Origin of the sequence: Pelagibius sp. 7325 (assembly GCF_037652055.1) — a bacterium.
Classification (GTDB): domain Bacteria; phylum Pseudomonadota; class Alphaproteobacteria; order Kiloniellales; family Kiloniellaceae; genus Pelagibius.
Map to the genome: position 1 here is coordinate 1 of NZ_JBBKAH010000010.1, position 24,988 is coordinate 24,988.

At 66.4% G+C, this 24,988-nt stretch carries 24 protein-coding genes; 2 read left to right on the forward strand and 22 right to left on the reverse strand.

The annotated features are described in order from the left end of the window. Together WDC82_RS19670 and WDC82_RS19675 are read left to right on the forward strand one after the other, a co-directional pair. A partial coding sequence (locus WDC82_RS19670) for a citrate/2-methylcitrate synthase (protein WP_340119165.1) occupies positions 1 to 145 on the forward strand: 145 nt, incomplete at its 5' end. 175 nt (positions 146 to 320) lie between these two features. Next, positions 321 to 833: a hypothetical protein gene (locus WDC82_RS19675; protein ID WP_340119100.1), complete on the forward strand. Its 513-nt coding sequence runs from the start codon at positions 321 to 323 to the stop codon at positions 831 to 833. A gap of 53 nt (positions 834 to 886) precedes the next feature. On the opposite strand, the gene lpxB is transcribed toward WDC82_RS19675, so the two are convergent. From lpxB to WDC82_RS19785, 22 genes are all read right to left on the reverse strand, one after another. Next, on the reverse strand, positions 887 to 2,050 hold the full coding sequence (lpxB, locus tag WDC82_RS19680) for a lipid-A-disaccharide synthase (RefSeq protein WP_340119101.1): 1,164 nt from the start codon (positions 2,048 to 2,050) through the stop codon (positions 887 to 889). Continuing rightward, positions 2,047 to 2,886, reverse strand: a complete 840-nt coding sequence (locus WDC82_RS19685) for a UDP-2,3-diacylglucosamine diphosphatase LpxI domain-containing protein (RefSeq protein ID WP_340119102.1) — start codon at positions 2,884 to 2,886, stop codon at positions 2,047 to 2,049. Before WDC82_RS19685 ends, lpxB begins: the two co-directional genes overlap by 4 nt. Further along, complete coding sequence (gene lpxA, locus WDC82_RS19690) at positions 2,886 to 3,677, reverse strand: acyl-ACP--UDP-N-acetylglucosamine O-acyltransferase (protein ID WP_340119103.1); 792 nt, start codon at positions 3,675 to 3,677, stop codon at positions 2,886 to 2,888. Before lpxA ends, WDC82_RS19685 begins: the two co-directional genes overlap by 1 nt. Further along, positions 3,677 to 4,165 (reverse strand): 3-hydroxyacyl-ACP dehydratase FabZ, encoded by a 489-nt coding sequence (fabZ, locus tag WDC82_RS19695; protein WP_340119104.1) that lies wholly within the window; start codon positions 4,163 to 4,165, stop codon positions 3,677 to 3,679. The genes lpxA and fabZ overlap by 1 nt, the downstream gene beginning before the upstream one ends. After that, complete coding sequence (gene lpxD / locus WDC82_RS19700; protein ID WP_340119105.1) at positions 4,158 to 5,192, reverse strand: UDP-3-O-(3-hydroxymyristoyl)glucosamine N-acyltransferase; 1,035 nt, start codon at positions 5,190 to 5,192, stop codon at positions 4,158 to 4,160. The genes fabZ and lpxD overlap by 8 nt, the downstream gene beginning before the upstream one ends. A 53-nt stretch (positions 5,193 to 5,245) precedes the next feature. Continuing rightward, complete coding sequence (locus WDC82_RS19705; protein ID WP_340119106.1) at positions 5,246 to 5,752, reverse strand: OmpH family outer membrane protein; 507 nt, start codon at positions 5,750 to 5,752, stop codon at positions 5,246 to 5,248. A 62-nt stretch (positions 5,753 to 5,814) separates the two neighbouring features. Next, complete coding sequence (bamA, locus tag WDC82_RS19710; RefSeq protein WP_340119107.1) at positions 5,815 to 8,037, reverse strand: outer membrane protein assembly factor BamA; 2,223 nt, start codon at positions 8,035 to 8,037, stop codon at positions 5,815 to 5,817. A gap of 128 nt (positions 8,038 to 8,165) precedes the next feature. Beyond that, on the reverse strand, positions 8,166 to 9,302 hold the full coding sequence (gene rseP / locus WDC82_RS19715; protein ID WP_340119108.1) for an RIP metalloprotease RseP: 1,137 nt from the start codon (positions 9,300 to 9,302) through the stop codon (positions 8,166 to 8,168). 202 nt (positions 9,303 to 9,504) lie between these two features. After that, positions 9,505 to 10,707, reverse strand: a complete 1,203-nt coding sequence (locus WDC82_RS19720) for a 1-deoxy-D-xylulose-5-phosphate reductoisomerase (protein ID WP_340119109.1) — start codon at positions 10,705 to 10,707, stop codon at positions 9,505 to 9,507. A 1-nt stretch (position 10,708) separates the two neighbouring features. Then, a complete protein-coding gene (locus WDC82_RS19725; protein WP_340119110.1) occupies positions 10,709 to 11,491 on the reverse strand; it encodes a phosphatidate cytidylyltransferase in 783 nt (260 codons plus the stop codon). Positions 11,492 to 11,501: 10 nt separating this feature from the next. Further along, positions 11,502 to 12,239, reverse strand: a complete 738-nt coding sequence (locus WDC82_RS19730) for an isoprenyl transferase (RefSeq protein WP_340119111.1) — start codon at positions 12,237 to 12,239, stop codon at positions 11,502 to 11,504. 63 nt (positions 12,240 to 12,302) lie between these two features. Then, the gene (gene frr / locus WDC82_RS19735) at positions 12,303 to 12,860 is read right to left on the reverse strand and encodes a ribosome recycling factor (protein ID WP_340119112.1); all 558 of its coding nucleotides are present in this window, start codon (positions 12,858 to 12,860) and stop codon (positions 12,303 to 12,305) included. A gap of 3 nt (positions 12,861 to 12,863) precedes the next feature. Then, complete coding sequence (gene pyrH, locus WDC82_RS19740) at positions 12,864 to 13,610, reverse strand: UMP kinase (protein WP_340119113.1); 747 nt, start codon at positions 13,608 to 13,610, stop codon at positions 12,864 to 12,866. A gap of 240 nt (positions 13,611 to 13,850) precedes the next feature. Further along, positions 13,851 to 14,777, reverse strand: coding sequence for a translation elongation factor Ts (gene tsf / locus WDC82_RS19745; protein WP_340119114.1), 927 nt, complete (start codon positions 14,775 to 14,777; stop codon positions 13,851 to 13,853). A 121-nt stretch (positions 14,778 to 14,898) separates the two neighbouring features. Beyond that, positions 14,899 to 15,702, reverse strand: coding sequence for a 30S ribosomal protein S2 (rpsB, locus tag WDC82_RS19750; RefSeq protein ID WP_340119115.1), 804 nt, complete (start codon positions 15,700 to 15,702; stop codon positions 14,899 to 14,901). Positions 15,703 to 15,934: 232 nt separating this feature from the next. After that, entirely contained in the window at positions 15,935 to 17,170 is a 1,236-nt protein-coding gene (locus WDC82_RS19755) for a cyclopropane-fatty-acyl-phospholipid synthase family protein (RefSeq protein WP_340119116.1), read from the reverse strand. Between the two features lie 173 nt (positions 17,171 to 17,343). Continuing rightward, on the reverse strand, positions 17,344 to 20,817 hold the full coding sequence (dnaE, locus tag WDC82_RS19760; protein ID WP_340119117.1) for a DNA polymerase III subunit alpha: 3,474 nt from the start codon (positions 20,815 to 20,817) through the stop codon (positions 17,344 to 17,346). A 109-nt stretch (positions 20,818 to 20,926) separates the two neighbouring features. Continuing rightward, on the reverse strand, positions 20,927 to 21,391 hold the full coding sequence (locus WDC82_RS19765) for a PAS domain-containing protein (protein ID WP_340119118.1): 465 nt from the start codon (positions 21,389 to 21,391) through the stop codon (positions 20,927 to 20,929). Positions 21,392 to 21,796: 405 nt separating this feature from the next. Next, entirely contained in the window at positions 21,797 to 22,117 is a 321-nt protein-coding gene (locus WDC82_RS19770) for a multidrug efflux SMR transporter (RefSeq protein ID WP_340119119.1), read from the reverse strand. Positions 22,118 to 22,323: 206 nt separating this feature from the next. Further along, positions 22,324 to 22,998 carry a hypothetical protein gene (locus WDC82_RS19775; RefSeq protein WP_340119120.1) on the reverse strand — a complete coding sequence of 225 codons (675 nt, stop codon included), beginning with the start codon at positions 22,996 to 22,998 and terminating at the stop codon, positions 22,324 to 22,326. Between the two features lie 15 nt (positions 22,999 to 23,013). Further along, entirely contained in the window at positions 23,014 to 23,727 is a 714-nt protein-coding gene (locus WDC82_RS19780) for an ABC transporter ATP-binding protein (RefSeq protein ID WP_340119121.1), read from the reverse strand. Positions 23,728 to 23,734: 7 nt separating this feature from the next. Beyond that, positions 23,735 to 24,982, reverse strand: a complete 1,248-nt coding sequence (locus WDC82_RS19785) for a lipoprotein-releasing ABC transporter permease subunit (protein ID WP_340119122.1) — start codon at positions 24,980 to 24,982, stop codon at positions 23,735 to 23,737. Between the last annotated feature and the right edge of the window lie 6 nt (positions 24,983 to 24,988).

The following is a 24,988-nucleotide window of genomic DNA, read 5'->3' on the forward strand; positions in this document are numbered from 1 at the left end:
GGTGCTCTTCGCCGTCGCCCGCACGGTCGGCTGGGTCGCCCAGTGGCGCGAGATGATCGAGGACCCCAAGCAGCGCATCAGCCGCCCGCGCCAGCTCTACCACGGCGAAACCAAGCGCGAGTACATCCCGCTCGACAAGCGCTGATCCGCAACGCTCGAGACTAAAAGAAAGGGCGCCCTGCCAAGAGCAGCGGCGCCCTTTCCTTTTGCGGGCAGCCTTAATCGGTGTTCGCGCGGCGCCTCTTTAGGTTACCTTTGTAAGGGGGCGACGCCGTCAGGCGACTGTCCATTCGTGACGAAGTCAGAAGGACAGTCAGCCGATGGACGAGTGCAGCACAGGAGAGCTGATCGGGTCGTTCGTTTTCTTTTTTCTGCTTATTGTCCTCATCCATGCCGCGCCGATGGCCTGGCTCTTCAAGCGGTGGGGTTATCGATATTATTTGGGGCTCCTTCCAGCCGCATTTTGCGCCATGGGGGCCGCTACCTACCTCAGTTTTAAAGTGTCATGCGGAACGGCAGGCTTCGAACATCCAATCACCTACGTGGCCGCTGCGTTTTACGCCGTTTGCTATCTCCTGTTGGTGTTCTTTAAGCCCGATATGGCCGTCCCTGGTGAGGCGGGGGGCGAAGTGATCTTGCCTTTCATTCTGAGCATTCCATCAGTGGGCGCGGTTGCGGCAGTTGTCTGGCTGTTGTTGAGCCTAGGGCGGGATCGCCTGCTGATGGTAACCGGAAAGGAAACGACCCTAAGGTACAGGGCCTATGAAACCTTAGCGCTTGGTGTGATCATCATTTTGGGCGGCGCATATGTCGCCTATCGAAACCTTGACTAGAGCCACGCATATCGCACGCAGCTCGTCCAAGTGTTACCCAATTCCCGATGATTTCAGCCCTTCAGGCTGTCCAGAATGCACTTGGCCGCCGCACGGCTGGGTGAGCCCTCGGGCGGGGTCAAGGCTTCGACCACGCCGCGGTAGCCCTGGCGCTGGTCGGCGCGGGCGACCGGGTCGCTCAGCAGGCGCTCGACGGCGGGCAGCAGATGCTCGCTGCGGCAGCGGCGCTGCAGGTATTCCGGCTGCACCTCGCGCCCGGCGATGAGGTTGGCCAGGCTGACAAAGGGAACGCCCAGCAGCGAGGGCGGCAGCAGCCCGACGATGCCGGCGAAGCGGTAGGCCACCACGGTCGGCACCTTGGCGACGGCGAGCTCCAGGGCGACGGTGCCGGAAGCCGCCAGGGCCGCCGTCGCCGCCCGGAAGGCCTGCGCCTTGGCTTCGGCGCCGCGCACCACCGCGACCGGGACAGGCCAGTCGGCGGTCTGTGCGCGCACCATATCCTCCACGGTTTCCACCGTCGGGATGACCACCTTCAGGCCCGGATGCCGCGGCGCCAGGCCGCGCACCACCGCGGCGAAGACCGGCAGCAGCTTCTTCACCTCGCCCTTGCGGCTGCCCGGCAGCACCAGCAAGCGTGGCGGGCCTTGCGGCTCTTCCGGGGCCAGCCCAGCCGCGGCGGCCTCCACGGCGGGGTGGCCGACGAAGTGGGTCGCCAGGCCGTGGCGCTCGAAGTACGGCGGCTCGAAGGGCAGCAGCACCAGCAGGTGGTCGAGGTAGCGGGCGATCTTCTTGGCCCGCCACGGCTTCCAGGCCCAGACCTGCGGCGCCACGTAGTGGATCAGCGGGATGCCCTCACCGTGCAGGCGCTGGGCGATCTCCAGGGTGAAGCTCGGCGAGTCGATGGTGACCACGGCATCGGGATGCAGGGCGCGGATCGCCGTCACGGTTTCGCGCATGCGCCTCAGGATCACAAAGAGGTGCGGCAGCACCTCGATCAGCCCCATCACCGCCAGCTCGTGGATCGGAAAGCGGCTCTTCAGCCCCTCCGCCGTCATCTGCTCTCCGCCGACGCCGGCGAAACGCACCCGCCCCCCGGTCTCCTCCCGCAGCGCCGCCATCAGGCGGGCGCCCAACTGGTCGCCCGAAGGCTCGCCGGCGATCAGAAAGATCAGCGGGGCGGCCGCCGGATCCGCGTCTGACGGGGCGGGCCCGGTCATGACGACGCGGCGCGGATGCCGACGAGGAACAGTCCCGCCCGGTCGGCCGCCTCGGCCACCGCCGGCGCGTCCACCACCAGGGTGGCGCCGGCCTCCACAGCGATGCCGCGCAGGCCGGCGGCGGCGGCTTCCGCGACGGTCCTCACGCCGATGGTCGGCAGATCGGCGCGGCGTTCCTGGCCCGGCTTGCTGAGCTTCACCAGCACGCCGCCCGGCCCGGCCCGGCGCAGCGGTCCGCAGCGTGCCAGCAGGGCGTCGGTGCCCTCCACCGCCTCGACCCCCAGCACCAGGCCGTCCTGGATCACCGTGGCCTGGCCGACGTCGGCGGCGCCCATGGCGCGCACCACCTCGATGCCGCGGCGGATGTCCCGCCAGGCCGCTTCGTCCGGCACCACCTGCCCCAGGCAGCCTTCCTGGGCCAGCAGATCGGCGAGGAACTCGTCGACGCCGCGCAGGGTGAAGCCCTCGGCCTCCAGGGCCTTGACCACGGCGCCCAGCAGACCGTCGTCGCCCAGCGCCTTGAAGCCGATCCTGGCGAAGAACTTGAAGGTCAGGCGGTCGGGCCGGAGCTCGGTCATGCTCGGCCGCTTCACGGCGCCGACCAGGACGAGTTCCTCGGCGCCGGCGGCACGCAGGGCGCCGATCGCCTTCTCGCTCTGGCCCATGCGGATCCACAGGTGGTCGGTGCCGGCGACCGTGGCGGGGTCGGTGTGTCCCTCGATGGCGATGACGAAAGCGCCGCGGCCGCTGTCGCGGCAGACCTCGACGAGCCGGCGAGGAAGCGATCCGCCACCGGCAACGATACCGAGCGGCCCCGTTCCCGGCGGCCGGGCCATCAATCCTCTTCCGGCCGCAGGATCGGGCGCGAGGTTTCGGCGCGCAGGAAGCCGACCACGGCGTCGACGGTGGCGCGGCCGCCGTAGGATTCGGCCACGGTGTCGATGCGCTCGGCGAAGGTGCCTTCGGTGCCGAAGAGGTGCTCGTAGGCCTTCATCAGGGCCTGGATTTCCTTCGAGTCGACGCCGGCCCGCTTGAGGCCGACCAGGTTGAGGCCGGCCAAGAGGCCCGGGCGTCCCATCACCATGCCGTAGGGAATGACGTCGCTCTTGGCGCCGGCCATGGCGCCGATGATGGCGCCGCGCCCGATCCGCACGAACTGCTGCGCGCCGGAGAGGCCGCCCATGATGACATGGTCCTCCAGAACGACGTGACCGGCCAGGGTCGTGTGGTTGGCCATGATCACGTTGTCGCCGATGCGGCAATCATGGGCGACGTGGCTGCCGGGCATGAAGAGGCAGCGGTTGCCGATCCGGGTCACCATGCCGCCCCCCTCGGTGCCGGTATTCATGGTGACGTGTTCACGAATGACGTTGTCGGTGCCGAGGCGCAGTTCCGAGGGTTCGCCCTTGTACTTGAGATCCTGAGGCGGCTGGCCGATCGAGGAAAAAGGATAGATCTGGGTGCGCGCGCCGACGGTCGTGCGCCCATCGATCACCACGTGGCTGTGCAGCCGCACCCCCTCACCCAGGCTGACGTGCGGCCCGACGACACAATAGGGGCCGACGACACAACCTTCGGCGATCTGCGCCGCGGGATCGACGATGGCGGTTGCATGGATATCCGGCATCAGTAGCCCATGATCATGGCAGAAAAGCTCGCGTTTGCGACTAGCACGCCCTCGACCTTGGCTTCGCCCTGGAACTTCCAGACACTGCGCCGGTTCTGGATGCGGGTGACGTGGATCTTCAGCGTATCGCCCGGCACCACCGGCTTGCGGAAGCGCGCGTCGTCGACGGACATGAAGTATACGACCTTGCCATGCGCTTCCTCCCCGAGGGTGTACATGACCAGCGCGGCGGCGCTCTGCGCCATGGCTTCGACGATCAGCACGCCCGGCATGACCGCCTGGGCGGGGAAATGCCCCTGGAAGAAGGGCTCGTTGATAGTGACGTTCTTGAGGCCGGTCGCGCTCTCGCCGGGGACGATGTCCTCCAGGCGATCGATCAACAGGAAGGGATAGCGATGGGGCAGCAGCCCCATGATCTCGTGTACGTTGAGCGGGCCCAGCTTCTGCTGCTTATCCGCCGGCTGCTGCTCGGGGGTTTCTTTATTCATCCTTCTTCTTGCCTCTTGCCTTCAACTCCCGATCCCACAAGGCGCAAAGCCGGAAAAACTCCCGCACCGGCCGAGCGGGACTGCCGAGCACCTGCATGCCGCTCGGAATGTCGCGCATAACGCCGGACTTTGCGCCAATCTGCGCGCCGGCACCGATCTTCAGATGGCCGGAGATTCCGGCCTGGGCGGCGACGGCAACGAAGTCCTGCAGCACGGTGCTGCCGGCCACGCCGGACTGGGCCACCAGGACGCAGCCGCGCCCGATGCGCACGTTGTGCCCGATCTGCACCAGATTATCAATCTTCGCCCCGGCCCCGATTACGGTGTCCGGGCCGGCGCCACGGTCGATCGTGGTGTTGGCTCCGATTTCGACGCCATCCTCGACGATCACGCGGCCCAGTTGGGGGACATCGACAAAGCCCTCCGGATCCATGGAAAAGCCGAATCCCCGGGTGCCGATTCGCGCGCCGGCGTGAATCTGGCAGGCGCGCCCGATCCGGCAATAGGCCAGGGAGACATTGGGGCCGATGACGGTGGCGTCGCCGATGCTGACCGCTTCGCCGACCACGGTGTTGGCCTCGATGCGGCAGCCGCGCCCGATCTCGGCGCCAGGGCCGACCACGACGCCGGCGCCCAGTTCGCTGCCTTCGCCGACGCTGGCGGAGGGATCGACCACGGCGGAGGGATGCACCCCCGGACGCGGTCGCGGCAGCGGGTAGAAAGCCTGGGCGACCTTGGCGTAGCCCCGGTAGGGCCGCCGGGCCAGCAGCAGCAGCATCCCCGGCGGCGCCCGCTCGGCGAGTTCCGGTGACACGATGCAGGCGCCGGCCTTGCTCTCGGCGAACTGCCCCAGATAGCGTCGGTTGTCGAGGAAGCTCACATCGTCCGGGCCGGCGCTGTCCAGCGGCGCCACGTCGGCGAAGCTGCGCTCGCCGTCGGCGCCGGGCTGTAGCTCGGCTTCAGCGATCCCCGCCAGGGCGGCAAGCGTGAAAGGGCCTGCATTGTCGAAGAACCTGGGATCAGCCATGCGGCACCTTTTTCAGACTCTGGCAGTCAGACTCGGACAGCCAACGCTGCGCGTCAATTCTGCGTCGGCGGCAGCGGCACGTCCTTCAGGACGGCGTTCAGCCGCTGCAATGCCTCGTCGGTGAAGTCGAACTCCGAGCGGACTATGATAACAGTGGTTTTAGCCACGATGAGATCAAGATCGTTCTCGCTGGCGATATCCTGCGAAATCTGCAGCAGAACCTGCTGGATCTGCGCCATACCCTGGCTGAAGCGCTGGTCGAGCCGGCGGCGCTCCTCCTGCAGCTGGCGCTGCAGTGCGACGCCCTCGGTCTCCAGCTTACTGCGCTCCTGCGCATAGGCTTCCGGCGACAGGCTGGCGCGGCGCTGCGCCAGGTCCTGATCGGCCGCACGCAGGGCCTCCTCGCGATCCTGGATGGCGGCCTGGGCCTCTTCGCGCTGCGCCTCGATCTCCGCCGAGAGATTCTGCACCGCGGTGGAGGCACGCAGCACGCCCTGGATGTCGATGACGCCGACCATGGCCGGCCGGTCGACCTGCGCGCGCACAGGCCCCACCGTCACCGCAGCTACGAGAAGGAGTGCGGCCAGGCGCGCAGACCAGCAGCGGAGCCTTTTCATCGGGTCTAGAACTGCGTTCCGAAGCTAAAGCTGAAGATTTCGGTCTCGTCGAAATCCTCTTTGACCAGGGCCAGGCCGAGATCGACCACCACCGGACCAAAGGGCGAATTCCAGGAAATGCCGGTGCCGACGGTGACGCGCGGCGACGAGGAATCCTGCACGTCCACCGGGATACTGTTGTCGTCGATCGCCCAGGCGGCGCCGATGTCGGTAAAGACGCGGCCGCGGATATCCAGGTCGAACGGTAGGGACAGCGGGAAGGAAGCCTCGACGGTACCGGTATAGAAATGCTTGCCGCCGAGGGAGTCGTCCGTGGCCGCATCGCGCGGACCGATGCCGCCGTACTCGAAGCCGCGGGGCTGTCCGCCACCTTTGAAGAAGCGGTCCGAGATCAGGGTATCCTCGCCGATGCCGGTCATGGTGCCACCGCTGCCGCGGACGCTGAGAGTGTAATCCTCGAACACCGTATAATAGTAGCCCGCCGATGCCGTGGCACGCGCGAAGGTCACGTCGCCGCCCAGGCCGAAAAACTCCGTGCGCAGACTGGTTATGAAACCTTCGCGCGGGTCGAAACGGGAATCGCGGGTATCGTAGGTAAGCTCGTTGCTGACACCCGAACGCATCGTGGCCCCTTCTTCCGAGCGCACCAGCAGCGAGGCATCGCTATCGACGTCGGTGATGTCGCGGTTTTCCAGGGTGTAGCGGACGACGTTGCGCAGCTCGTCCGTAATGTTGAAACCACCGCGGAGCGAGCCGCCGATGCGCTCTTCTTCGTAGGAGCTCTCGTCTTCGCGGTCGGTGGTCACGCGGTAGAGATCGACACCGGCCGCCAGGTTGCGGTCGAGGAAATAGGGTTCCGTGAAGCTGAAGTCGAGTTCCGAGGCCTCGCCGGCCAGGGTGAAGCCGAGCCGCAGGTCCTGGCCGCGGCCGAGCAGGTTGCGCTCGCGAATGCCGATGTTGCCGATCGGACCGTTGGCCGAGGAGAAGCCGGCGCCGAAGGTCACGTCGCCGGTCGACTGCTCTTCGATATCGACTTTTACGATGGTGCGGTCCGGGGCGCTGCCGGGCTCGTTCTCGACGGTCACAGTCTTGAAGAATCCGAGATTCTGCACGCGCTGACGCGAGCGCCGCAGTTTCGAAGTATTGAAGGCGTCGCCTTCGACCAGACGGAACTCGCGGCGAATCACCCGGTCCAGGGTGCGGACGTTGCCCTCGATGTCGATCCGCTCGACGAAGACCTTCGGGCCTTCCTGAATGTCGTAGACGATATCGATGGTGAGGTTGTCGCGGTCGCGCTGCACGCGCGGTCGGATGTCGACGAAAGCGTAGCCGAGGTCGCCGACCGCATCGGTCAGGACCTCAATGGTCTTGTCGACCTCGCTGGCGTCGTACCAGTCACCTTCTTCCGTGGTCAACTCGCTGCGCAGGACTTCCGGGTCGAGATTGCGCAGGCCGGTCTGCAATCCGATCTTGCCGAAACGGTAGCGCGGTCCCTCTTCCACCGTGAAGGTGACGATGAAATCCTGCTGGTCCGGTGTGAGCTCGGCGATGACGGAGACGACGCGAAAGTCGGCATAGCCTTCGTTCAGATAGAAGCGTCGCAGGAGTTCGCGGTCGAAGGTCAGGCGGTCCGGATCGTAGGTGTCGGCGCTGGTGAAGAAGTTCCAGAACGACGCCTCGGTGGTCGTCACCTCGTCACGCAGTGTTGAGTCGGAGTACTCGCGGTTGCCGATGAAGTTGATCGAACGGATCGAGGTCAGCGGGCCTTCGTTGATTTCGAAGGCCAGGTCGACGCGGTTCTGCTCCAGCTGGATGACCTTCGGCTCGACGGTCGCCGCGAAGCGGCCGGAGCGGCGGTAGATCTCGAGGATACGCTGCGTGTCGCTCTGCACCTTGGTGCGGGTGAAGACCACGCGCGGCCGCAGTTCGATTTCCTGCGCCAGCGTATCGTCGTCGATGCGGTCGTTGCCCTCGAAGGCGATGCGGTTGACGATCGGATTCTCGTCGACGACAACCACCAGGACATTACCTTCGCGCTCCAGGCGGACGTCGGCGAAGAGGCCGGTGGCGAAGAGATTCTTCAGGGAATCGTCGAGACGGACGGGATCGAAGGGGTCGCCGGGATTGACCCGCATGTAGGAACGTACCGTGGCGGCTTCGATGCGCTGGGTGCCTTCGACCCGGATGGCATCGATGCGCCCTCCCGAGAGGATCGACTGCGCAACCACGCTTTGCGGAAGAAAGAGCGATGCTGCACAGGACAGCAGGCACGCCAAAACGACGACGAACAACCGTCCGCGAAACACGTTCTCTTGTCCTTCCCCCGTGGCGCTGGTGCGGTCTTGGCGACCGCGCTTTAAGTCACCAGGCCTTTAACGAAGCTCACTAAACCATCGAACCGAAGCAGGTCGTTCCAGGTCACGACCACCATCAAGGTCAATACCAGAGCCAAACCGATCCGAAAACCGTATTCTTGCGCCCTTTCGCCCAGCGGCCGCCCCCGCACGGCCTCGATCGCGTAGAACATCAGGTGCCCGCCGTCCAGCATCGGCACCGGAAACAAATTGATCAAACCCAGGTTGATCGACAACACCGCAGCGAAGTAGACCAGCGTCGCAAAACCGAGTTCAGCCGCCTGGCCCGACATCTGCGCGATGCGGATCGGGCCGCCGAGCTCGTCGGTGCCGCGGTCGCCGCGAATGATTTGGCCGAGCGCAGTGAAGGTCTGATCGACGATCGCGACGGTCTGGCGGGTCGCCTGCCATACAGCATCGACCGGACCGTGGCGGGCGTATTCCACGCCGCTGCGCTGCAGCCCCAGGCGCCCGATCTCCTGCTCCTCGCCCAGCGCGTTAGGCACCACCTCGCGCTTCGGGGTCGCCTGTAGCGTGATCTCCTCAATGCCGCGCTTCACCGTGAAGGTCAGCGGCTCTCCGGGGCGCAACGCGACATAGGCCTGCAGTTCTTCGAAACGCTCGATCGACGTGCCGTTCACCGCGAGGATCTCGTCGCCCGGCGCGAAGCCACCGGCCTCCGCCGCGGAGTCCTGCATCACCTCGCCGACCACGGCCGGGGTGAAGGGCTGGCCGACGATGCTGAAGAGTCCCGCCAGCAGGACAATGGCGAACAGGAAGTTGGCGATCGGGCCTGCCGAAACGATGGCCGCGCGCTGTCCCAGCCGCTTGTGCGGGAAGGCCACCGCGCGCTCCTCGGCGCTCATGGTTTCGGAGCCGTCGGCGGGCATGCTGGCGGCATTGGCATCGCCGAACATCTTCACGTAGCCGCCCAGCGGGACCATGCTGAATTTCCAGCGGGTGCCGGCCCTGTCATTCCAGCCGAAGATCTCCGGCCCGAAGCCGATGGAGAAGACCTCGACCCGCACGCCGTTCCACCGCGCGATCAGGTAGTGGCCAAGCTCGTGGACGAAGACCAGAGCGGTGAGCACCAGCAGGAATGGCACGATGGTGCCGAGGAATCCTCCGGAAAAATCCATGATTTACAGCGCATTCCTAAAGTTGCGTATTAGGACGAGGCGGCCCCGGGCCCGCGGGGCTGGGCGGATCCGCTGCCCGGCGGGGCCCTACAGGATTACGCGCCGCCCGCCAAAGCGGTGGCGGCGTCCGCAAACGGTTCCAGCTAGATAGCGTAAAACGGTTACCAAAGAAAGGACCCCAACGAACGCCCGGGGGTCTGACTTAGGCGCTGGGGGCGCGAGCTTCAAGCAGGCCGCGGGCCGTGCGGCGGGCCAGCGCGTCGACCGCCTCGACCTCCTCGAGGCTGCCCAGAGGGATGCTGGGATGGGTCTCCAGCGTGCGCTCGACCACTTCCGGAATGCCGAGGAAGCCAAGGCGCCCGGCGAGGAAGGCGGCCACCGCCTCCTCGTTCGCGGCATTGAGGGTGATCGGCGCGGTGCCGCCGGCCCTCAGCGCCTCGCGCGCCAGCCGCAGCGCCGGGAAGCGCTGATCGTCCGGGGGCTCGAAGGTCAGCCGGCCGATGGCCGCCAGGTCGAGGCGCTCGACCGGCGTCGCCATGCGCTCCGGCCAGGCCAGGGCATAGGCGATGGGCGTGCGCATGTCCGGCTGGCCGAGCTGCGCCAGCACCGAGCCGTCGACGTAGGAGACCATCGAATGAATGACCGATTCGGGATGCACCAGGATGTCGATGCGCGGCTCCGGCATGTCGAAGAGGAAATGCGCCTCGATCAGTTCCAGGCCCTTGTTCATCATGGTTGCGGAGTCGACCGAGATCTTCGCCCCCATGTCCCAGTTCGGATGGGCCACGGCCTGGGCCGGCGTCACCGCCGCCATGTCGGCGCGGCTCAGGGTGCGGAACGGGCCGCCGGAGGCCGTCAGGATGAGGCGGTCGACGCTCTCGGGCTGCTCCAGGTCGAGCACCTGGAAGATCGCGTTATGCTCCGAATCGACGGGCAACAGCTGAGCGCCGCAGCGGCGCACCTCGGCGGTCATCAGGCTGCCGGCGCAGACCAGGGTCTCCTTGTTGGCGAGCCCCACCACGGTGCCCTGGCGGATCGCCGCCAGGGTCGGCGCCAGGCCGGCAGCGCCCACGATGGCCGACATCAGCCAGTCGGTCGGCCGCCCCGCCGCCTCGGCCACCGCCGCGGCCCCGGCCGCGACCTCGATGCCGCTGCCCGACAGCGCTTCCTTCAGGTCCGCATAGGCGCTCTCGTCGGCCACCACGGCAAGGCGCGCGCCAAAGCGCTTGGCCTGCATGGCCAGGCGCGCGACCGAGCGATTGGCCGTCAACGCCTCGATGGTGAAGGCCTGCGGGTTGCGCTCCACCAGATCCAGCGTGCTGCAGCCGATCGAGCCGGTCGAGCCGAGGATGGAAAGCCGACGCGGCTGGCTGGCGCGTTTCGGCGAGGCGGACGCCAAAGACATGTCAGATTGTATCCTTCACTGCCCAAAAATACAGGAAGGCGACGGGCAGCACCGCCAGCAATCCGTCTACACGATCCAGGATACCACCATGTCCGGGGATGATGTGACTGGAATCCTTCACCCCGAAGCGGCGCTTGCACCAGGATTCCAGAAGATCCCCACCCTGCGCAATCACCGCGAGCAGCATGCCGCCGACCACCAGCAGCATGGCCTCGCGACCCAGAAAGCCGGCCGCCAACACGCCCACGAGGCCGGCCGACAGCGCGCCGCCGATGAGACCCGCCCAGGTCTTGTTGGGACTGATCTTCGGCGCCAGCTTCGGCCCGCCGATGCCGCGCCCAGCGAAGTAGGCGCCGATGTCCGTCGCCCACACCACGGCGAGCAGCCAGAACACCAGGTTGCGGCCCTCTTCGGGCACGTTGCGCAGCCACAGGAACGACAGGCAGGCGATGCCGATGTAGAGCGTGCCGAGCGCGATCCACAGCGCCTGGGGTGGCCGGGTGTACCAGGTGACCGCCGCCGCGACCGCCGTGCCGAGCAGCAGCTCCCACAGCGCATGCTGCGACACGCCGAAGGCGAAGGCGAGCGGCACGCCGACAAGCGCGGCGATTGCCACGATGCCGCCGGGGCCGGGGTGCCCCTCGCCGGTCATGCGCGCCCACTCCCAGCCCATCAGGCCGGCCGCCACCATCATGAGGCCGTCCAGCCAAAGGCCGCCGGCATAGATGTCGAGCAGAATCAGCGGCGCGAGAACCAGCGCGGAGAGGATCCGGGTCAGCAGCAAGGAAGCGGCCCTAGAGGGATTCGGCGGCCGCGCCGTAGCGTCGCTCGCGCCGGCGGAACTCCGCGACGGCGGCTTCGAGGTCGCTCTTGTCGAAGTCCGGCCACAGCTTGTCGACGAAGATGAACTCGCTATAGGCCGACTGCCACAGCAGGAAGTTGCTGAGGCGCTGCTCGCCGGAGGTGCGGATCACCATGTCGGGATCGGGGATGCCGGCGGTGAGCAGGCCGGCGCCGAAGGTATCCTCGTCGATGTCCTCCGGTGCCAACTCGCCGGCGGCCACGGCGGCCGCGAACTGGCGGGCCGCGGCGGCGATCTCCTGACGTCCGCCGTAGCTGATGGCGATCACCAGGGTCAGGGCCTCGTTCTCGCTGGTACGCTTCTCCGCGTCGTCGATCAGCCGCACGATGTCGCCCGGCAGACGGTCGCGCTCGCCGATCACCCGGAGGCGAATCCCGTTCTTGTGGAACTCGGCGATCTCGCTCTGCAGGTAGCGCCGCAGCAGGCCCATGAGGTCGTCGACCTCGCGGCTGGAGCGGCGCCAGTTCTCCGAAGAGAAACCGAAGAGCGTCAGGAAGGGGATGCCCATCTCCATGGCGCCGGTGATGCAGCGGCGCACGGCCTCCGCGCCCTGGCGGTGTCCGAGGGTCCGCGGCAGGCCGCGGGCGTTCGCCCAGCGGCCGTTGCCGTCCATGATGATCGCGACGTGCCGCGGCGATGCCTGATCGGGAGAGAAACGTGCGTCGTCCATTGCCTTCACCGACCGGGGCCGATCCAACCAGGAACCGCCGGGGTCGACCGAATTCGAGGGAGCCTAAACCTGCAGAATTTCTTCTTCTTTCTGCGCCAGGGCGTCGTCCACCGCCTTGATGTGCTTGTCCGTCAGGGTCTGGATCTGCTCGGACCAGTGATGGTGCTCGTCCTTGGAGATCTCGTGGTCCTTTTCCATCTTCTTCAGCATTTCCATGCCGTCGCGGCGCACGTTGCGCACGGCCACGCGCGCCTGTTCGGCGTACTTCCCGGCGATCTTGGTGAGCTCGACGCGGCGCTCTTCCGACAGCGCCGGGATCGGCACACGGACCAGCTGGCCGTCGGTCGCCGGGTTGAGCCCCAGGCCCGACTCGCGAATCGCCTTCTCGACGGCGCCGACCATGCCACGGTCCCACACCTGAATCGTCACCATGCGCGGCTCCGGCACGCTGACCGAGGCGACCTGGTTCAGAGGCATGCTGGCACCGTAGGCCTCGACGTGGATCGGCTCGACGAGGCCGACGGAGGCGCGGCCTGTGCGCAGGCCGGCGAATTCCTTGTGAAGCGCCTCGATGGCGCCGTCCATGCGGCGCGAGATGTCGCGTAGATCAGGATCAGCCACGGGTTATTCCTCGTTCTTGACCAGCGTGAAGCAGCCTTCGCCAGCCAATACCTCGGCAAAGGCGCCCGGTTTGTATATTGAGAACACCAGGATAGGGATAGCGTTTTCGCGGGCAAGCGAGATGGCGGCGTGGTCCATGACGCCCAGATCGTCGGTCAGCACCCGCATGTAGCCGAGCGTGTCATAGCGCTTGGCGTTCGGGTTCTTGGCCGGGTCGGAGTCGTAGACACCGTCCACCTTCGTGCCCTTCAGCAGCACGTCGCAGCCCATTTCCGAGGCGCGCAGGGCGGCCGCCGTATCCGTCGTGAAATAGGGGTTGCCGGTGCCGGCGGCGAAGATCACCACCCGTCCCTTTTCCATGTGGCGCACGGCGCGGCGGCGGATGTAAGGCTCGGCCACCGTGGACATGGGGATGGCCGACTGCACCCGGGTGTCGCAGCCGATGTTGTCCAGGGCGTTCTGCAGGGCCAGCGCGTTGATGACGGTCGCCAGCATACCCATGTAGTCCGCCTGAGCACGCTCCATGCCCCGGGCCGCCCCCGAGACGCCGCGGAAGATGTTGCCGCCGCCGACCACCAGGCAGACATCGACACCCAGGCTGCGCACCTTGGCGACGTCGTTCGCGATCTGCGCGACCATGCCGGCATCGAGGCCGTACTCGCGGTCGCCCATCAGGGCCTCGCCGGAGATTTTCAGCAGGACGCGCTGGTACTTGAGGGGGCTGTCGGCCCGTTTTGGTGATTTGGACATGAGCCCCTTTTTTTGAACTCTGGCACCTGAACAAGCCCGGCGGCGGGCGCCGGCGGCCGGAGGTTCGATCAGCTTGCCCGCCGGTGGAAGCGGGCACATCGTAATGCGCCCGCACGCGTCATGCCAGGGTGGCGACGATCCCCCCGCGGCACCGCTGCCTTTTGACACGCAATCAAGGCGAAACGGTGGCCGCGGCCGGGAAAAGTCTATGTCAGCCGCCCCGAACCAGCTGTTCCGAAATCAGCCGCCGAGGGTGGCGGCGACTTCGGCGGCGAAGTCCTGCTCCTCGCGCTCGACGCCCTCGCCGAGCTGCAGGCGCACGAAGCCGGCGACGGCGACCGGGGCGCCGACGTCCTTGGCGGCGGCTTCCAGCACCTTGCTGATCTTGGTCTCGCCATCGATGACGAAGACCTGCTCCAGCAGGACGACTTCCTCGTAGAACTTGCGCAGGCGGCCTTCGACCATCTTGGCGATGATGTCCTCGGGCTTGCCGCTGGCGCGCGCCTGATCGCTCAGCACGTCGCGTTCGCGATCCAGGGCGGAGGCGTCGACGCCGTCACGGTTCACGGCCTGGGGCTGCGCGGCGGCCACGTGCATGGCGAGCTGCTTGCCGAGGGCCTCCAGCTTGGCCTTGTCGCCCTTGGACTCGAGGCCGACCAGCACGGCGATCTTGCCGAGGCCCGGCGCCGTCTGGTTGTGGATGTAGGAGCACACCACCCCGTCGTCGACGGTGATGCTGGCGGCACGGCGCAGGTTCATGTTCTCGCCGATCTTGGCGATCATGTCGGTCAGCGCGTCGCCGACGGTGTTCGAGCCGCCGGGGAACTTGGCCGCCTTGATGGCGTCGACGTCGCCGCCGACTTCCAGGGCGACGCCGGCCACCTTGGTGACGAAATCCTGGAAGGTCTCGTTGCGGGCGACGAAGTCGGTCTCGGAGTTGACCTCGACCACCGCGCCCTTGGTGCCCTCGGCGGCCACGCCGACCAGGCCCTCGGCGGCCACGCGGCCGGCCTTCTTGGCGGCGGCTGCAAGACCCTTTTTGCGCAGCCAGTCGACGGCAGCGTCCACGTCGCCGCCGCTCTCGGTCAGCGCCTTCTTGCAATCCATCATCCCCGCGCCGGAGGTCTCACGCAGCTCTTTGACCAGCGCCGCTGTAATTTCAGCCATGACGGAATCCTTCTTTCTTCAAGTCTCGAACGCCCCCTGAAAGGGCGCTTCGTTTTACAGGAATTTCATTGCCGTTCGGGGAAACCGGCGTAGGCCGGCTTCCCCGAGGCAAGAGTCGGAATCAGGCCTGCGGCGCGGCCTCTTCGGCCGCCGGGGCGGCGGCCGCCTCGGCCTCTTCCGGCAGGGCCTCGACCGGACCGTCGGCGGACTCGCCGATGTCGGCGCCGCTGGCGGTCATCTCGGCCTGGATGCCGTCCAGGACGGCGTCGGCGATGAGATCGCAGTACAGGCCGATGGCGCGCAGCGCGTCGTCGTTGCCCGGCACCGGGAAGGTCACGCCGTCCGGATTGGAGTTGGAGTCGAGCACGCCGATCACCGGGATGTTCAGGTTGCCCGCCTCTTCGACGGCGATGTGCTCCTTGTTCGTATCGATCACGAACAGCACGTCCGGCAGGCCGCCCATCTCCTTGATGCCGCCCAGCGCGCGCTCCAGCTTGTCGCGCTCGCGCGTCAGCATCAGGACTTCCTTCTTGGTCAGGCCGACCTGCTCGCCCGACAGCTGCTCCTCGACCGTGCGCAGGCGCTTGATCGAGTGGGAGATGGTCTTCCAGTTGGTCAGCATGCCGCCCAGCCAGCGGTGGTTCACGTAGTACTGGCCGCAGCGCTTGGCCGCCTCGGCCACCTTGTCGCTGGCCTGGCGCTTGGTGCCGACGAAGAGCACGCGGCCGCCGCCGGCGACGACGTCGCGCACGGTGACCAGGGCCTGGTTCAGCAGCGGAACGGTCTGCTCAAGGTCGATGATGTGGATACCGTTGCGGGCCCCGAAAATGTAGGGGGCCATGCGCGGATTCCAGCGACGGGTGGTGTGTCCAAAGTGAACGCCAGCTTCCAAAAGCTGACGCATCGAGGGGCTCGGAAGCGCCATGAGATCTTCTCCGGTTGGTCCACCGCAGGCCTGTCATCTGATCTCAAAACTTTCCGCTAGAATGCTGGAAAATAAGAGATTTCAGACACCGGAGCGACTGTTCGGGATGTCTCCCCGACGGCCGCAATGCCCACGTGTGAGATTGATAATGGGCGGGAAATACCCCCCGGACGGCCAAAACGCAAGGGAAAACCTGGGCCGGCCCGGCGCCGGGGCATGGCCGGCACGGCCTTCAGTTGCCGATCGGGTGGCGCGTTTCCCAGGCCTCGATGTAGTTGCGGGTCCGGGGAACCGCGTCGCGGGATTTGCTCAATTGAATCTGGGTCACGATGTGGCTGCCTTGCATGAAGGTCAGTTCGCTGGTGGCCAGGTAGAACTCCCACATGCGACAGAAGCGCTCGTCGTAGAGCGCCGCGGCCCGCGTGCGGTTGGCCGCGAAGCGCTCCCGCCAGTGACGGCAGGTATGGCCGTAGTGATCGCGCCACACCTCGATGTCATTGATGAACATCCGCGTCTGCTCGATGCGCGGGATGATCTCGGAAATGGCCGGCGAATAGCCGCCGGGAAAGATGTACTTGCGGATAAACGGGTTGGTGGCGCTGGGCCCGTTGCGGCGCGCGATGGTGTGCAGCAGCGCAATGCCGTCCGCGGTGAGGAGTTCGCGGATCTTCTGAAAGAACGTCGCGTAGTGCGCGACGCCGACATGCTCGAACATGCCGACCGAGACGATCCGGTCGAAGGGCCCTTCGACGGCCCGGTAATCCCGTTCCACAAAGCGGACACGGTCTGCGACGCCGGCCTCCAGGGCCCGCGCCTCGGCGATGCGCCGCTGCTCCGGCGACAGGGTGACCCCCACCACCTCGGCACCGCATTCCCGGGCGAGATAAATCCCCATGCCGCCCCAGCCGCAGCCGATGTCGAGCACGCGCATGCCCGGTTCGATGCACAGCTTTGCGGCGATGTGGCGCTTCTTGGCGGCCTGCGCGGTCTCCAGGTCGTCGCTTTCCTTCTCGAAGTACGCGCAGGAATATTGCATGTCGGCGTCGAGAAACAGCCGGTACATATCGGCGTTGAGATCGTAGTGGTGGCGCGCGTTGCGGGAGGCCACGCGCGCCGGATTGAACTGAAACAGCCGCCGGATCACTTTCTGGAAGGCCTTGTTCCAGCCCTCCGCCCCGGGCTTCTTCGCGCTGCCGCGACTCTTCTTCAGCAGCAGCAGAAAGTCGTAGATCGAGCCGCCCTCGATCTCGATATCGCCGTTCATGTAGCCTTCGGGCAGGTGAAGCGCCGGATTGAGCGCCAGCTTCCTGACGATGGCCGCGTTCTTGAATCGCAGGGTGAGCGCCGGCGCGCTGCCGTCGCCCGCGACGATCGTCCGCCCGGTGTGATCGATCACCTGCAGCGCGCCGCCGCGGATGTAGGACTTCAGCAGCCGCTTCAGCAGGGCCGCACTCAGGGCTCCCGTCATGCCGGTCGGGCGCCTCTGCATCTGTTTGAAGAACAATCCGGACTACGCATTTTCAATTCCATCGACAGGCACCCCGCATGGCCTCATGAGCCGCGGCGCAAGCTAGCACAGTCCGCCATGGCCCTGCGCAACCGGTGTGGATCCACCATGGTGATTTTAGCGATGGGGTGATTTTAGCGATCCTGCATGACCACGCCGGGCACCGCCTTGATGGCCTGGCGGATCTCCGGCGATAGGCGGTAGGACTGGCCGAGGTCGAACTCCAGCTCCTGGCCGTCCTCGAGGGCGACGATGAGGCGGATATGCCCCCTGCCCCTGCCCTCGCGGGCCAGCAGGGTCTTCAGGCTCTCCAGCGGCCCGGGCGTCGCGAGGTGGATGTCGAGGCCCTTGGAGGCCCGCGCGGCGGCGGCGTCGAGCGGCTCCAGCGACTGCGCGGTCAGCCGCGGCTCGTCCTCCTCGCGCGCCTCCGCCGAGACCCTCAGCAGCAGGGTCTGGCCGCCCTCCAGCAGCTCGCGGCACTGGCCGAGCGTCTCCGAGAACAGCGTCACCTCGTAGACCCCGGTGGCGTCGGAGAACTGCACGAAGGCCATGCGGTGGCCCTTGCGGTTGTTGATCTCGCGCTTGCCGATGACGATGCCGGCCAGGGTGAAGTGGCCGCCGCCGGCCGCCTTCAGCTGGGCATAGGTGATCGCCTTCACCTTCTCCAGTGTGGTGCCGTAGGTATCCAGCGGGTGGGCCGAGAGGTAGAAGCCGATGGCGTCGAACTCGTGGCGCAGCCGCTCCATGCCCGGCCAGTCCTCGACCGGCGGCAGCGGCAGCGGCGCCGGGCCGCCGCTCTCGGCACCGCCGAAGAGGTTCACCTGGGCGCTGTCGCGCTCGCTGGCGGCGGCACTGGCGTGGCGCACGATGGTCTCGGCGGCGTGGAACACCTGGGCCCGGTTCGGGCTCAGCGCGTCGAACGCGCCGGCGCAGGCGAGGTTCTCGATCTGGCGCTTGTTGATCAGCCTGGCATCCAGCCGGTTGGCGAAGTCGGCCAGGCTCTTGAACGGTCCCTTGGCCTGACGCTCGGCCACCACCGCGGCCATGGCATTGGCGCCGACGTTCTTCAATGCCGCCAGCGCGTAGCGGATCGCCGGCGTGCCGTCCGCCATCACCTCGACGCTGAAGTCCGGCTCCGAGCGGTTGATGTCGGGCGGCAGCAGGGGCACGCCGAGGCGCTGCAGCTCCTGGCGGAACACGTTCAGCTTGTCGGTGTTGCCCATCTCGTAGGTCATCGACGCGGCGAGGAACTCGACCGGGTAGTTGGCCTTCAGGTAGGCGGTCTGGTAGGCGACCAGGGCGTAGCCGGCCGAGTGGGCCTTGTTGAAGCCGTAGCCGGCGAACTTGTCGACCAGGTCGAAGACGTAGGAGGCGCGGTCCTTGGTGACACCCTTGGCGGTCGCGCCCTTCACGAAGATGTCGCGCTGGGCGTCCATCTCCGCCTTGATCTTCTTGCCCATGGCGCGGCGCAGCAGATCCGCCTGGCCGAGCGTATAGTCGGCGAAGACCTGGGCGATCTGCATCACCTGTTCCTGGTAGATGATGACGCCGTAGGTGTCCTTCACCACCGGCTCAATGGTCTCGTGCAGAACCTCGGGCTGTTCCTTACCGTGCTTGCAGGCGACGTACTTGGGGATGTTCTCCATCGGGCCCGGGCGATAGAGCGCCACGAGGGCGATGATGTCTTCGAAGGTATCGACGCGCGCCTCGCGCAGCAGGCTGCGCATGCCTGAAGATTCAAACTGGAACACGCCGGTCGTGTCACCGCGGCTCATCATCTCGAAACTTTTCTGGTCGTCGAGCGGGATCAGCGAGAGATCGACCTCGACGCCGCGGCGGGCGAGCAGCTCGCAGCCGCGCTGCAGCACGGTCAGAGTCTTTAGGCCCAGGAAGTCGAACTTCACCAGGCCCGCTTGTTCGACGAACTTCATGTTGAACTGCGTCACCGGCATGTCGGAGCGCGGATCGCGATAGAGCGGAACCAGCTGGTCGAGCGGCCGGTCGCCGATCACCACGCCGGCGGCATGGGTCGAGGCGTGGCGGTAGAGCCCCTCGATGCGCAGCGCGATGGTCAGCAGCTTGTCGACCGACTCGTCCTCGCGGCGCATCTCCTGCAGCACCGGCTCGCCGTCGATCGCCTGCTGCAGGGTCACCGGGTTGGCCGGGTTGTTGGGCACCAGCTTGCAGATGCGGTCGACCTGAGGATAGGGCATCTGCAGCACGCGGCCGACATCGCGCAGCGCCGCGCGCGCCTGCAGCTTGCCAAAGGTGATGATCTGCGCGACGCGGTCTTTGCCGTACTTCTTCTGCACGTAGCGGATCACCTCGTCGCGGCGGTCCTGGCAGAAGTCGATGTCGAAGTCGGGCATCGACACGCGCTCGGGATTGAGGAAGCGCTCGAACAGCAGCGCGAAGCGCAGCGGGTCGAGGTCGGTGATGGTCAGTGCCCAGGCGACCACCGAGCCGGCGCCCGAGCCGCGCCCCGGCCCGACCGGGATGTCCTGGCCCTTGGCCCACTTGATGAAGTCGGCGACGATGAGGAAGTAGCCGGCAAAGCCCATCTCCTGGATGACGCCCAACTCGAACGCCAGACGTTCGCGATAGGGTCTGGCCGCGGCCTCGCGCGCCGCCTGGTCCATGCCCTCGCGGTAGACGATGGTCTCCAGGCGGTGCTCCAGGCCGCCCTCGGCCTGCGCCTGCAGTTCTTCCTTCTCGCTGCGCCCGCCTTCGGTGGCGAAGGGCGGCAGGATCGGACTGACGAACTCCGGGAAGTAGGCGCAGCGCCGGGCGATCACCAGGGTGTTGTCGACCGCCTCGGGCAGGTCGGCGAAAAGCGCTCGCATCTCCGCGGCACTCTTGAAAGCATGCTCCGGGGTCAGCCGCCGGCGGTCACTCTGGGCGATGTAGGCGCCCCCGGCGATGCACAGCAGGGCGTCGTGCGCCTCGTAGTCGTCGGCCGTGGGGAAGAAGGCCTCGTTGGTGGCGACCAGGGGGATGTCCTGGCTGTAGGCCAGCTCCAGCAGGCCGGGCTCGATCTGCGCCTCGACCGGCAGGCCGTGGCGCTGCAGCTCGACGTAGAGGCGGCCCGGGAAGATCCCGGCGAGGCGCTTCAGCATCGCCGCCGCGGCATCCTTCTGCGCGCCGGCCAGCAGGCGCCCGACGGCACCGTCCGGCCCGCCGGTCAGCGCCAGCAGTCCCTCGGCGTGCTCGGTCAGGACCGCGAGGCTTACCTGGGCGGCCTCGCTGGGCTCGCTCTCCAGGAAGGCCCGCGAGACCAGGCGCATGAGGTTCTCGTAGCCCTTCTGGTTCTGCACCAGCAGGACGATCGGGTCGGGCGCCGGCGCGGTCGCGTTGCGCGGCTCGCCAAATTCCGGGCTGGCGGACTCGCGCGTAATGTGGAGCTGGCAGCCGATGATCGGCTGCACGCCCTCCTTCTGGGCGGTCTGGGCGAACTCCAGGGCGCCGAACAGGTTGCCGGTGTCGGTCACGGCGACTGCCGGCATCCCCTGCCCCTTGCAGAGCTTCACCAGGGTCTTTACCGGGATCGCGCCTTCCGAGAGCGAATAGGCCGAGTGGACCCGCAGGTGGACGAAATCAGCGTGGGACATGGGCGCCATTCTGCCCGCCGGGAGCGAGTCGAGTCACGGCAGAAGGACTGTGGGTAGGTGCCGGTTTCTGGGGGTAAGTCGCGGAACGGCTTCTGCCTGCCTCGGCATCTTACTCGCTGAACACCCTGACCACGTGGATCAGGCGCCCGACGTCGTCGCCGCTGGCCCGAACGGGCAGTTCCAGAACCCTGATCGACAGGAAGTTCCTGGCCGAGATCGCGATCCTGCCTTCGGTGAGGCCGATCAGGCCGCTCCGCCTGATCGCGCCGAAGTGTTCCCGGAACTGCAGGTCGAAGAGACGCGGCCAACCCTCGCTGAAGTGCACGCCCTTCACATTGAAATCCAAGGCCTGCGTGAAGGTCTCGCCGGACAGGACGAAATAGGGGTCCGGCGCGTCCGAGTCGAAGACGCTCAGGACAATGTCGGCATGCCAGCCGCGGAAATCCGCAAATTCGAAATCAGACCAGTCCGGCAGCGGCGCGCCACGGCGCTTGCTGTTCCACAGGTGGAGCATGGCCTGGAAGTCCGGTGCGGCGGCCAGCGCTTCCTCGAACGTCAGGCGTTTCAGGTCCATAGGAGGAGAATTGGCATCTTCCTCCAGGGAGCGGAAAACCCTCTCAGTGGCCGTCTTCGAATCCACTCAGATCCACCTATACCTTTGCATCTTCGGAGAGGATTACCCTATAGAATCGGACTAGTAAAACTGAGCTGATGGATTAATACAGCATCCAAAGGCTTACTTGTGAACAGCGAATCTGTGATCGCGCGGTTCGAGTGGCGGCTGCTCGCCGCCTGCTGAATTTATTGAAACGATTTGCTATCTCTGCGAGAAACCTCGCCGAGGAACGGCGCGCGTAGGTATCCAGCAGCATGGCGTGCAAAGTGGCTCTCGCTGCTGCTTTCGCTTGCACTGGCCATGGTGCGCGTGGCGACGCCAAAGTAAGTCAGGACCGGCAGCGTACTGGCCCTCAAGCCGGGATCACGCGGTCGAAGAGAGCTTCATGATCACCACGCCGGCCAGAATGAACCCGGCGCCCAGCAGGCGTGCGGGCGTCAGCGGCTCTCCCAGAACGGTGATGCCAACCAGGAAAGCACCATTCGCACCGATGCCGGTCCAGATGGTGTAGACCGTGCCGAGCGGCAGCGTCCTCATGGCAAGGGAGAGCAGCATGAAGCTCGCGACCATCGCCGCGATGGTAATCAGCGACGGCCCCAGGAGAGTGAAACCCTGCGACCGCTTCATCGAGTACGCCCAGCCGATTTCCAACAGACCGGCGCAAACCAGAAGAATCCAAGGCATAACCGAGCCTCCTTTTCAGAGACCAGGCCGTCCTGGAAGTCAGATTGTGGTCGGGGTAGAGGGCGTCCTCCGCCTCTTAAATGGACCAATTCGCGGAGGTTTCAAGAGGTTCACACTACAGCACAGGTGGCTGGGTCACCCCTCCACGATACGGCCGTGCTCCAGGCGGAGGACGCGGTCCATGCGCTGGGCATGGCTGAGCCCGGCTAAGGTAGCAGTGACGCCGCTACGCCGCTGTAGATGTAAGTGACCGGCAGATCGTAGTCGCCCTGCCGTAAATCATCGGCCCAGCCGGGGAGCGGCTCCGGGTTCAGCGAGACGGCCACCGTATAGCCGCCGGTCAGGCCGCTGCCCCACATCACCGACACTCCGCCATCCTTTGCCAGCACGCGGAGCGGGAAGCGGCTGATGGCGAGGAGGTCGTGAGAATCGATCAGCGTTTGGGGTATGGGCACGGGCTTGAGCGTCAGAGGATCATGGCCCGCCGGCAGGGTCCGAACCCCACGCCGATCCAACTCTGCCATGATATCTGCTGCGAGCCGCTGGTAGTCGGTCTCTGAGAAGCCCTTCATCCGGTAGACGAAGGCGTCGTAAGCACCGAACAGTCTCGGTCCGGCCAAGACAATCGCAGGTCCGATCAACGCCACCAGAGCAACGCCGAGGTACCGCCTGCCCTTCCCCATAAAAAAGAGCGTCAGGCAGCCCAGAGCGTAGACGGCACCGACCAGCAACGAGCACGCCGCCAGCGCAAGACCCACGAAGGGGTAGAGCATACCGAGCGGAAAAAGTGCCGGGTCGACATAGTATCCACCCGCCAGCCCGAGCATCCAGACCGCCAGGCCGGCGAGGACGGCAACAGCGATCGCGACCCCATGCTTCACGCCATGACGCGCCGCCTACGCCTCGACGATGCGGCCGTGCTCCAGGCGCAGGACGCGGTCCATGCGCTGGGCGAGGTCCATATTATGGGTGGCGATGACGGCCGCGAGACCGCCGTCGCGCACCAGGTGCAGGAGCTGGGCGAAGACGCCTGCGGCTGTGTCGGGGTCGAGGTTGCCAGTCGGCTCGTCGGCCAGCAGAATCGAGGGATCGTTGGCAAGGCCCCGCACGATAGCCGCACGCTGCTGCTCGCCGCCGGAGAGCCGCGCCGGGCGATGGTCGGCCCTTGGCGTCATGCCGACGGTCTCCAAGAGCGCCGCGGCCTTCTCGCGTGCCTTCGCTTTGCCGGCGCCGGCGATCATCTGCGGCATCATCACGTTCTCCAGGGCGGAGAACTCGGGCAGCAGGTGGTGGTACTGGTAGACGAAGCCGATGGCCCGTCGCCGCAGCGTCGTGCGCTGGGCATCGGAAAGGCCGAGGCAGTCCTGGCCATCGATGAGGACCTGGCCGCCGTCCGGGCGCTCCAAGAGTCCGGCAATGTGCAGCAGGGTCGACTTGCCGGCGCCCGAGGGGCCGACCAGGGCGACGATCTCGCCGCCGGAGACCTTGAAGGAGGCGTCCTGCAGCACTTCCAGGTTGCTGCGCGCCTGCTTGAAGACACGGCGCACGCCGCGCAGTTCCAGGCCATGGCCGTTGCGGCTGCCGACCTTGCTGAGATCGCCCTTACTCATAGCGCCCTTATTCATAACGGAGGGCCTCGACCGGATCGAGCCGCGCGGCGCGCCAGGCCGGATAGAGCGGCGCCAGGAAGGACAGCACCAGCGCGATGCAAACCACCAGCGCGACCTCGGTCGAATCCACCTTCGCGGGCATGCGCGTCAGGAAGTAGATCTCGGCTGGAAACAGCTCGGTCTGCAGCAGGGCCTGCAGCCATTGCCTGATCGCCTCGATGTTCAGCGAAAACGACAGGCCGATCGCGAAGCCGAGGGCGGTGCCGACCACGCCGATGGTGGCACCCGTGGTGAAGAAGATACGCAGGATCATGCCGCGCGTGGCGCCCATGGTGCGCAGGATGGCGATGTCCCTGCCCTTGTTCTTCACCAGCATCACCTGGCCGGAGAGGACGTTGAAGGCGGCCACCAGGATGATGAGCGAGAGGATGAGGAACATCACGTTGCGCTCGGTCTTGATGGCGCCGAAGAAGGTGGCGTTGGTGCGCTGCCAGTCGACGATGCGGTAACCGGGGCCGAGGTCGCGCTGGATGCGCGCGCCCACCGTGAAGGCGTCTTCGGGATTGTCGGCGAAGACCTCCACGGCGTTCACGGATTCCGGCAGGCGGAAGAACAGCTGCGCGTCGGCGAGCGGCATGTAGATGAAGCCCTCGTCGTAGACCGCCATACCGACCTCGAAGAGCCCGGCGATGGTGTAGGTCTTCATGCGCGGCACCGTGCCCATCACGGTGGTATTGCCGCCCGGCAGCAATAGGGTAACGCGGTCGCCGGCGCGCAGGTTGAACTTGCGCGCGAGGCGGGCGCCCAGAAGGATGCCGCCCTCGGGGCCATAATTCTCAAGGCTGCCGGAGACGATGTTGTCGGCCAGCAGCGGGCGCGCCAGGATGTCTTCCTTCTTCATGCCGCGCACCAGCGCGCCGCTCGCGGACTCGCCGGCGGTGATCACCACCTGCTCCTGGATCTGCGGCGTCACCATGACGACGCCGTCGACGGCGCTGAGCTTGCTGGCGAGCTCGTCGTAGCTGTTGATGCGCGGCTCGTCGGCGAAGACGGTCAGGTGGCCGTTCACGCCGAGGATCTGGGCCAGCAGCTCCTGGCGGAAGCCGTTCATCACCGCCATGACGATGATGAGCGCGGCGACGCCGATGGCGATGCCCAGCATGGAGAGCGTCGCGATGATCGAGACGAAGCCCTCCTGCCGGCGCGGGCGCAGGTAGCGGAGCGCGACGAGACGTTCGAAGCCGGAAAAGAACATCCGTTG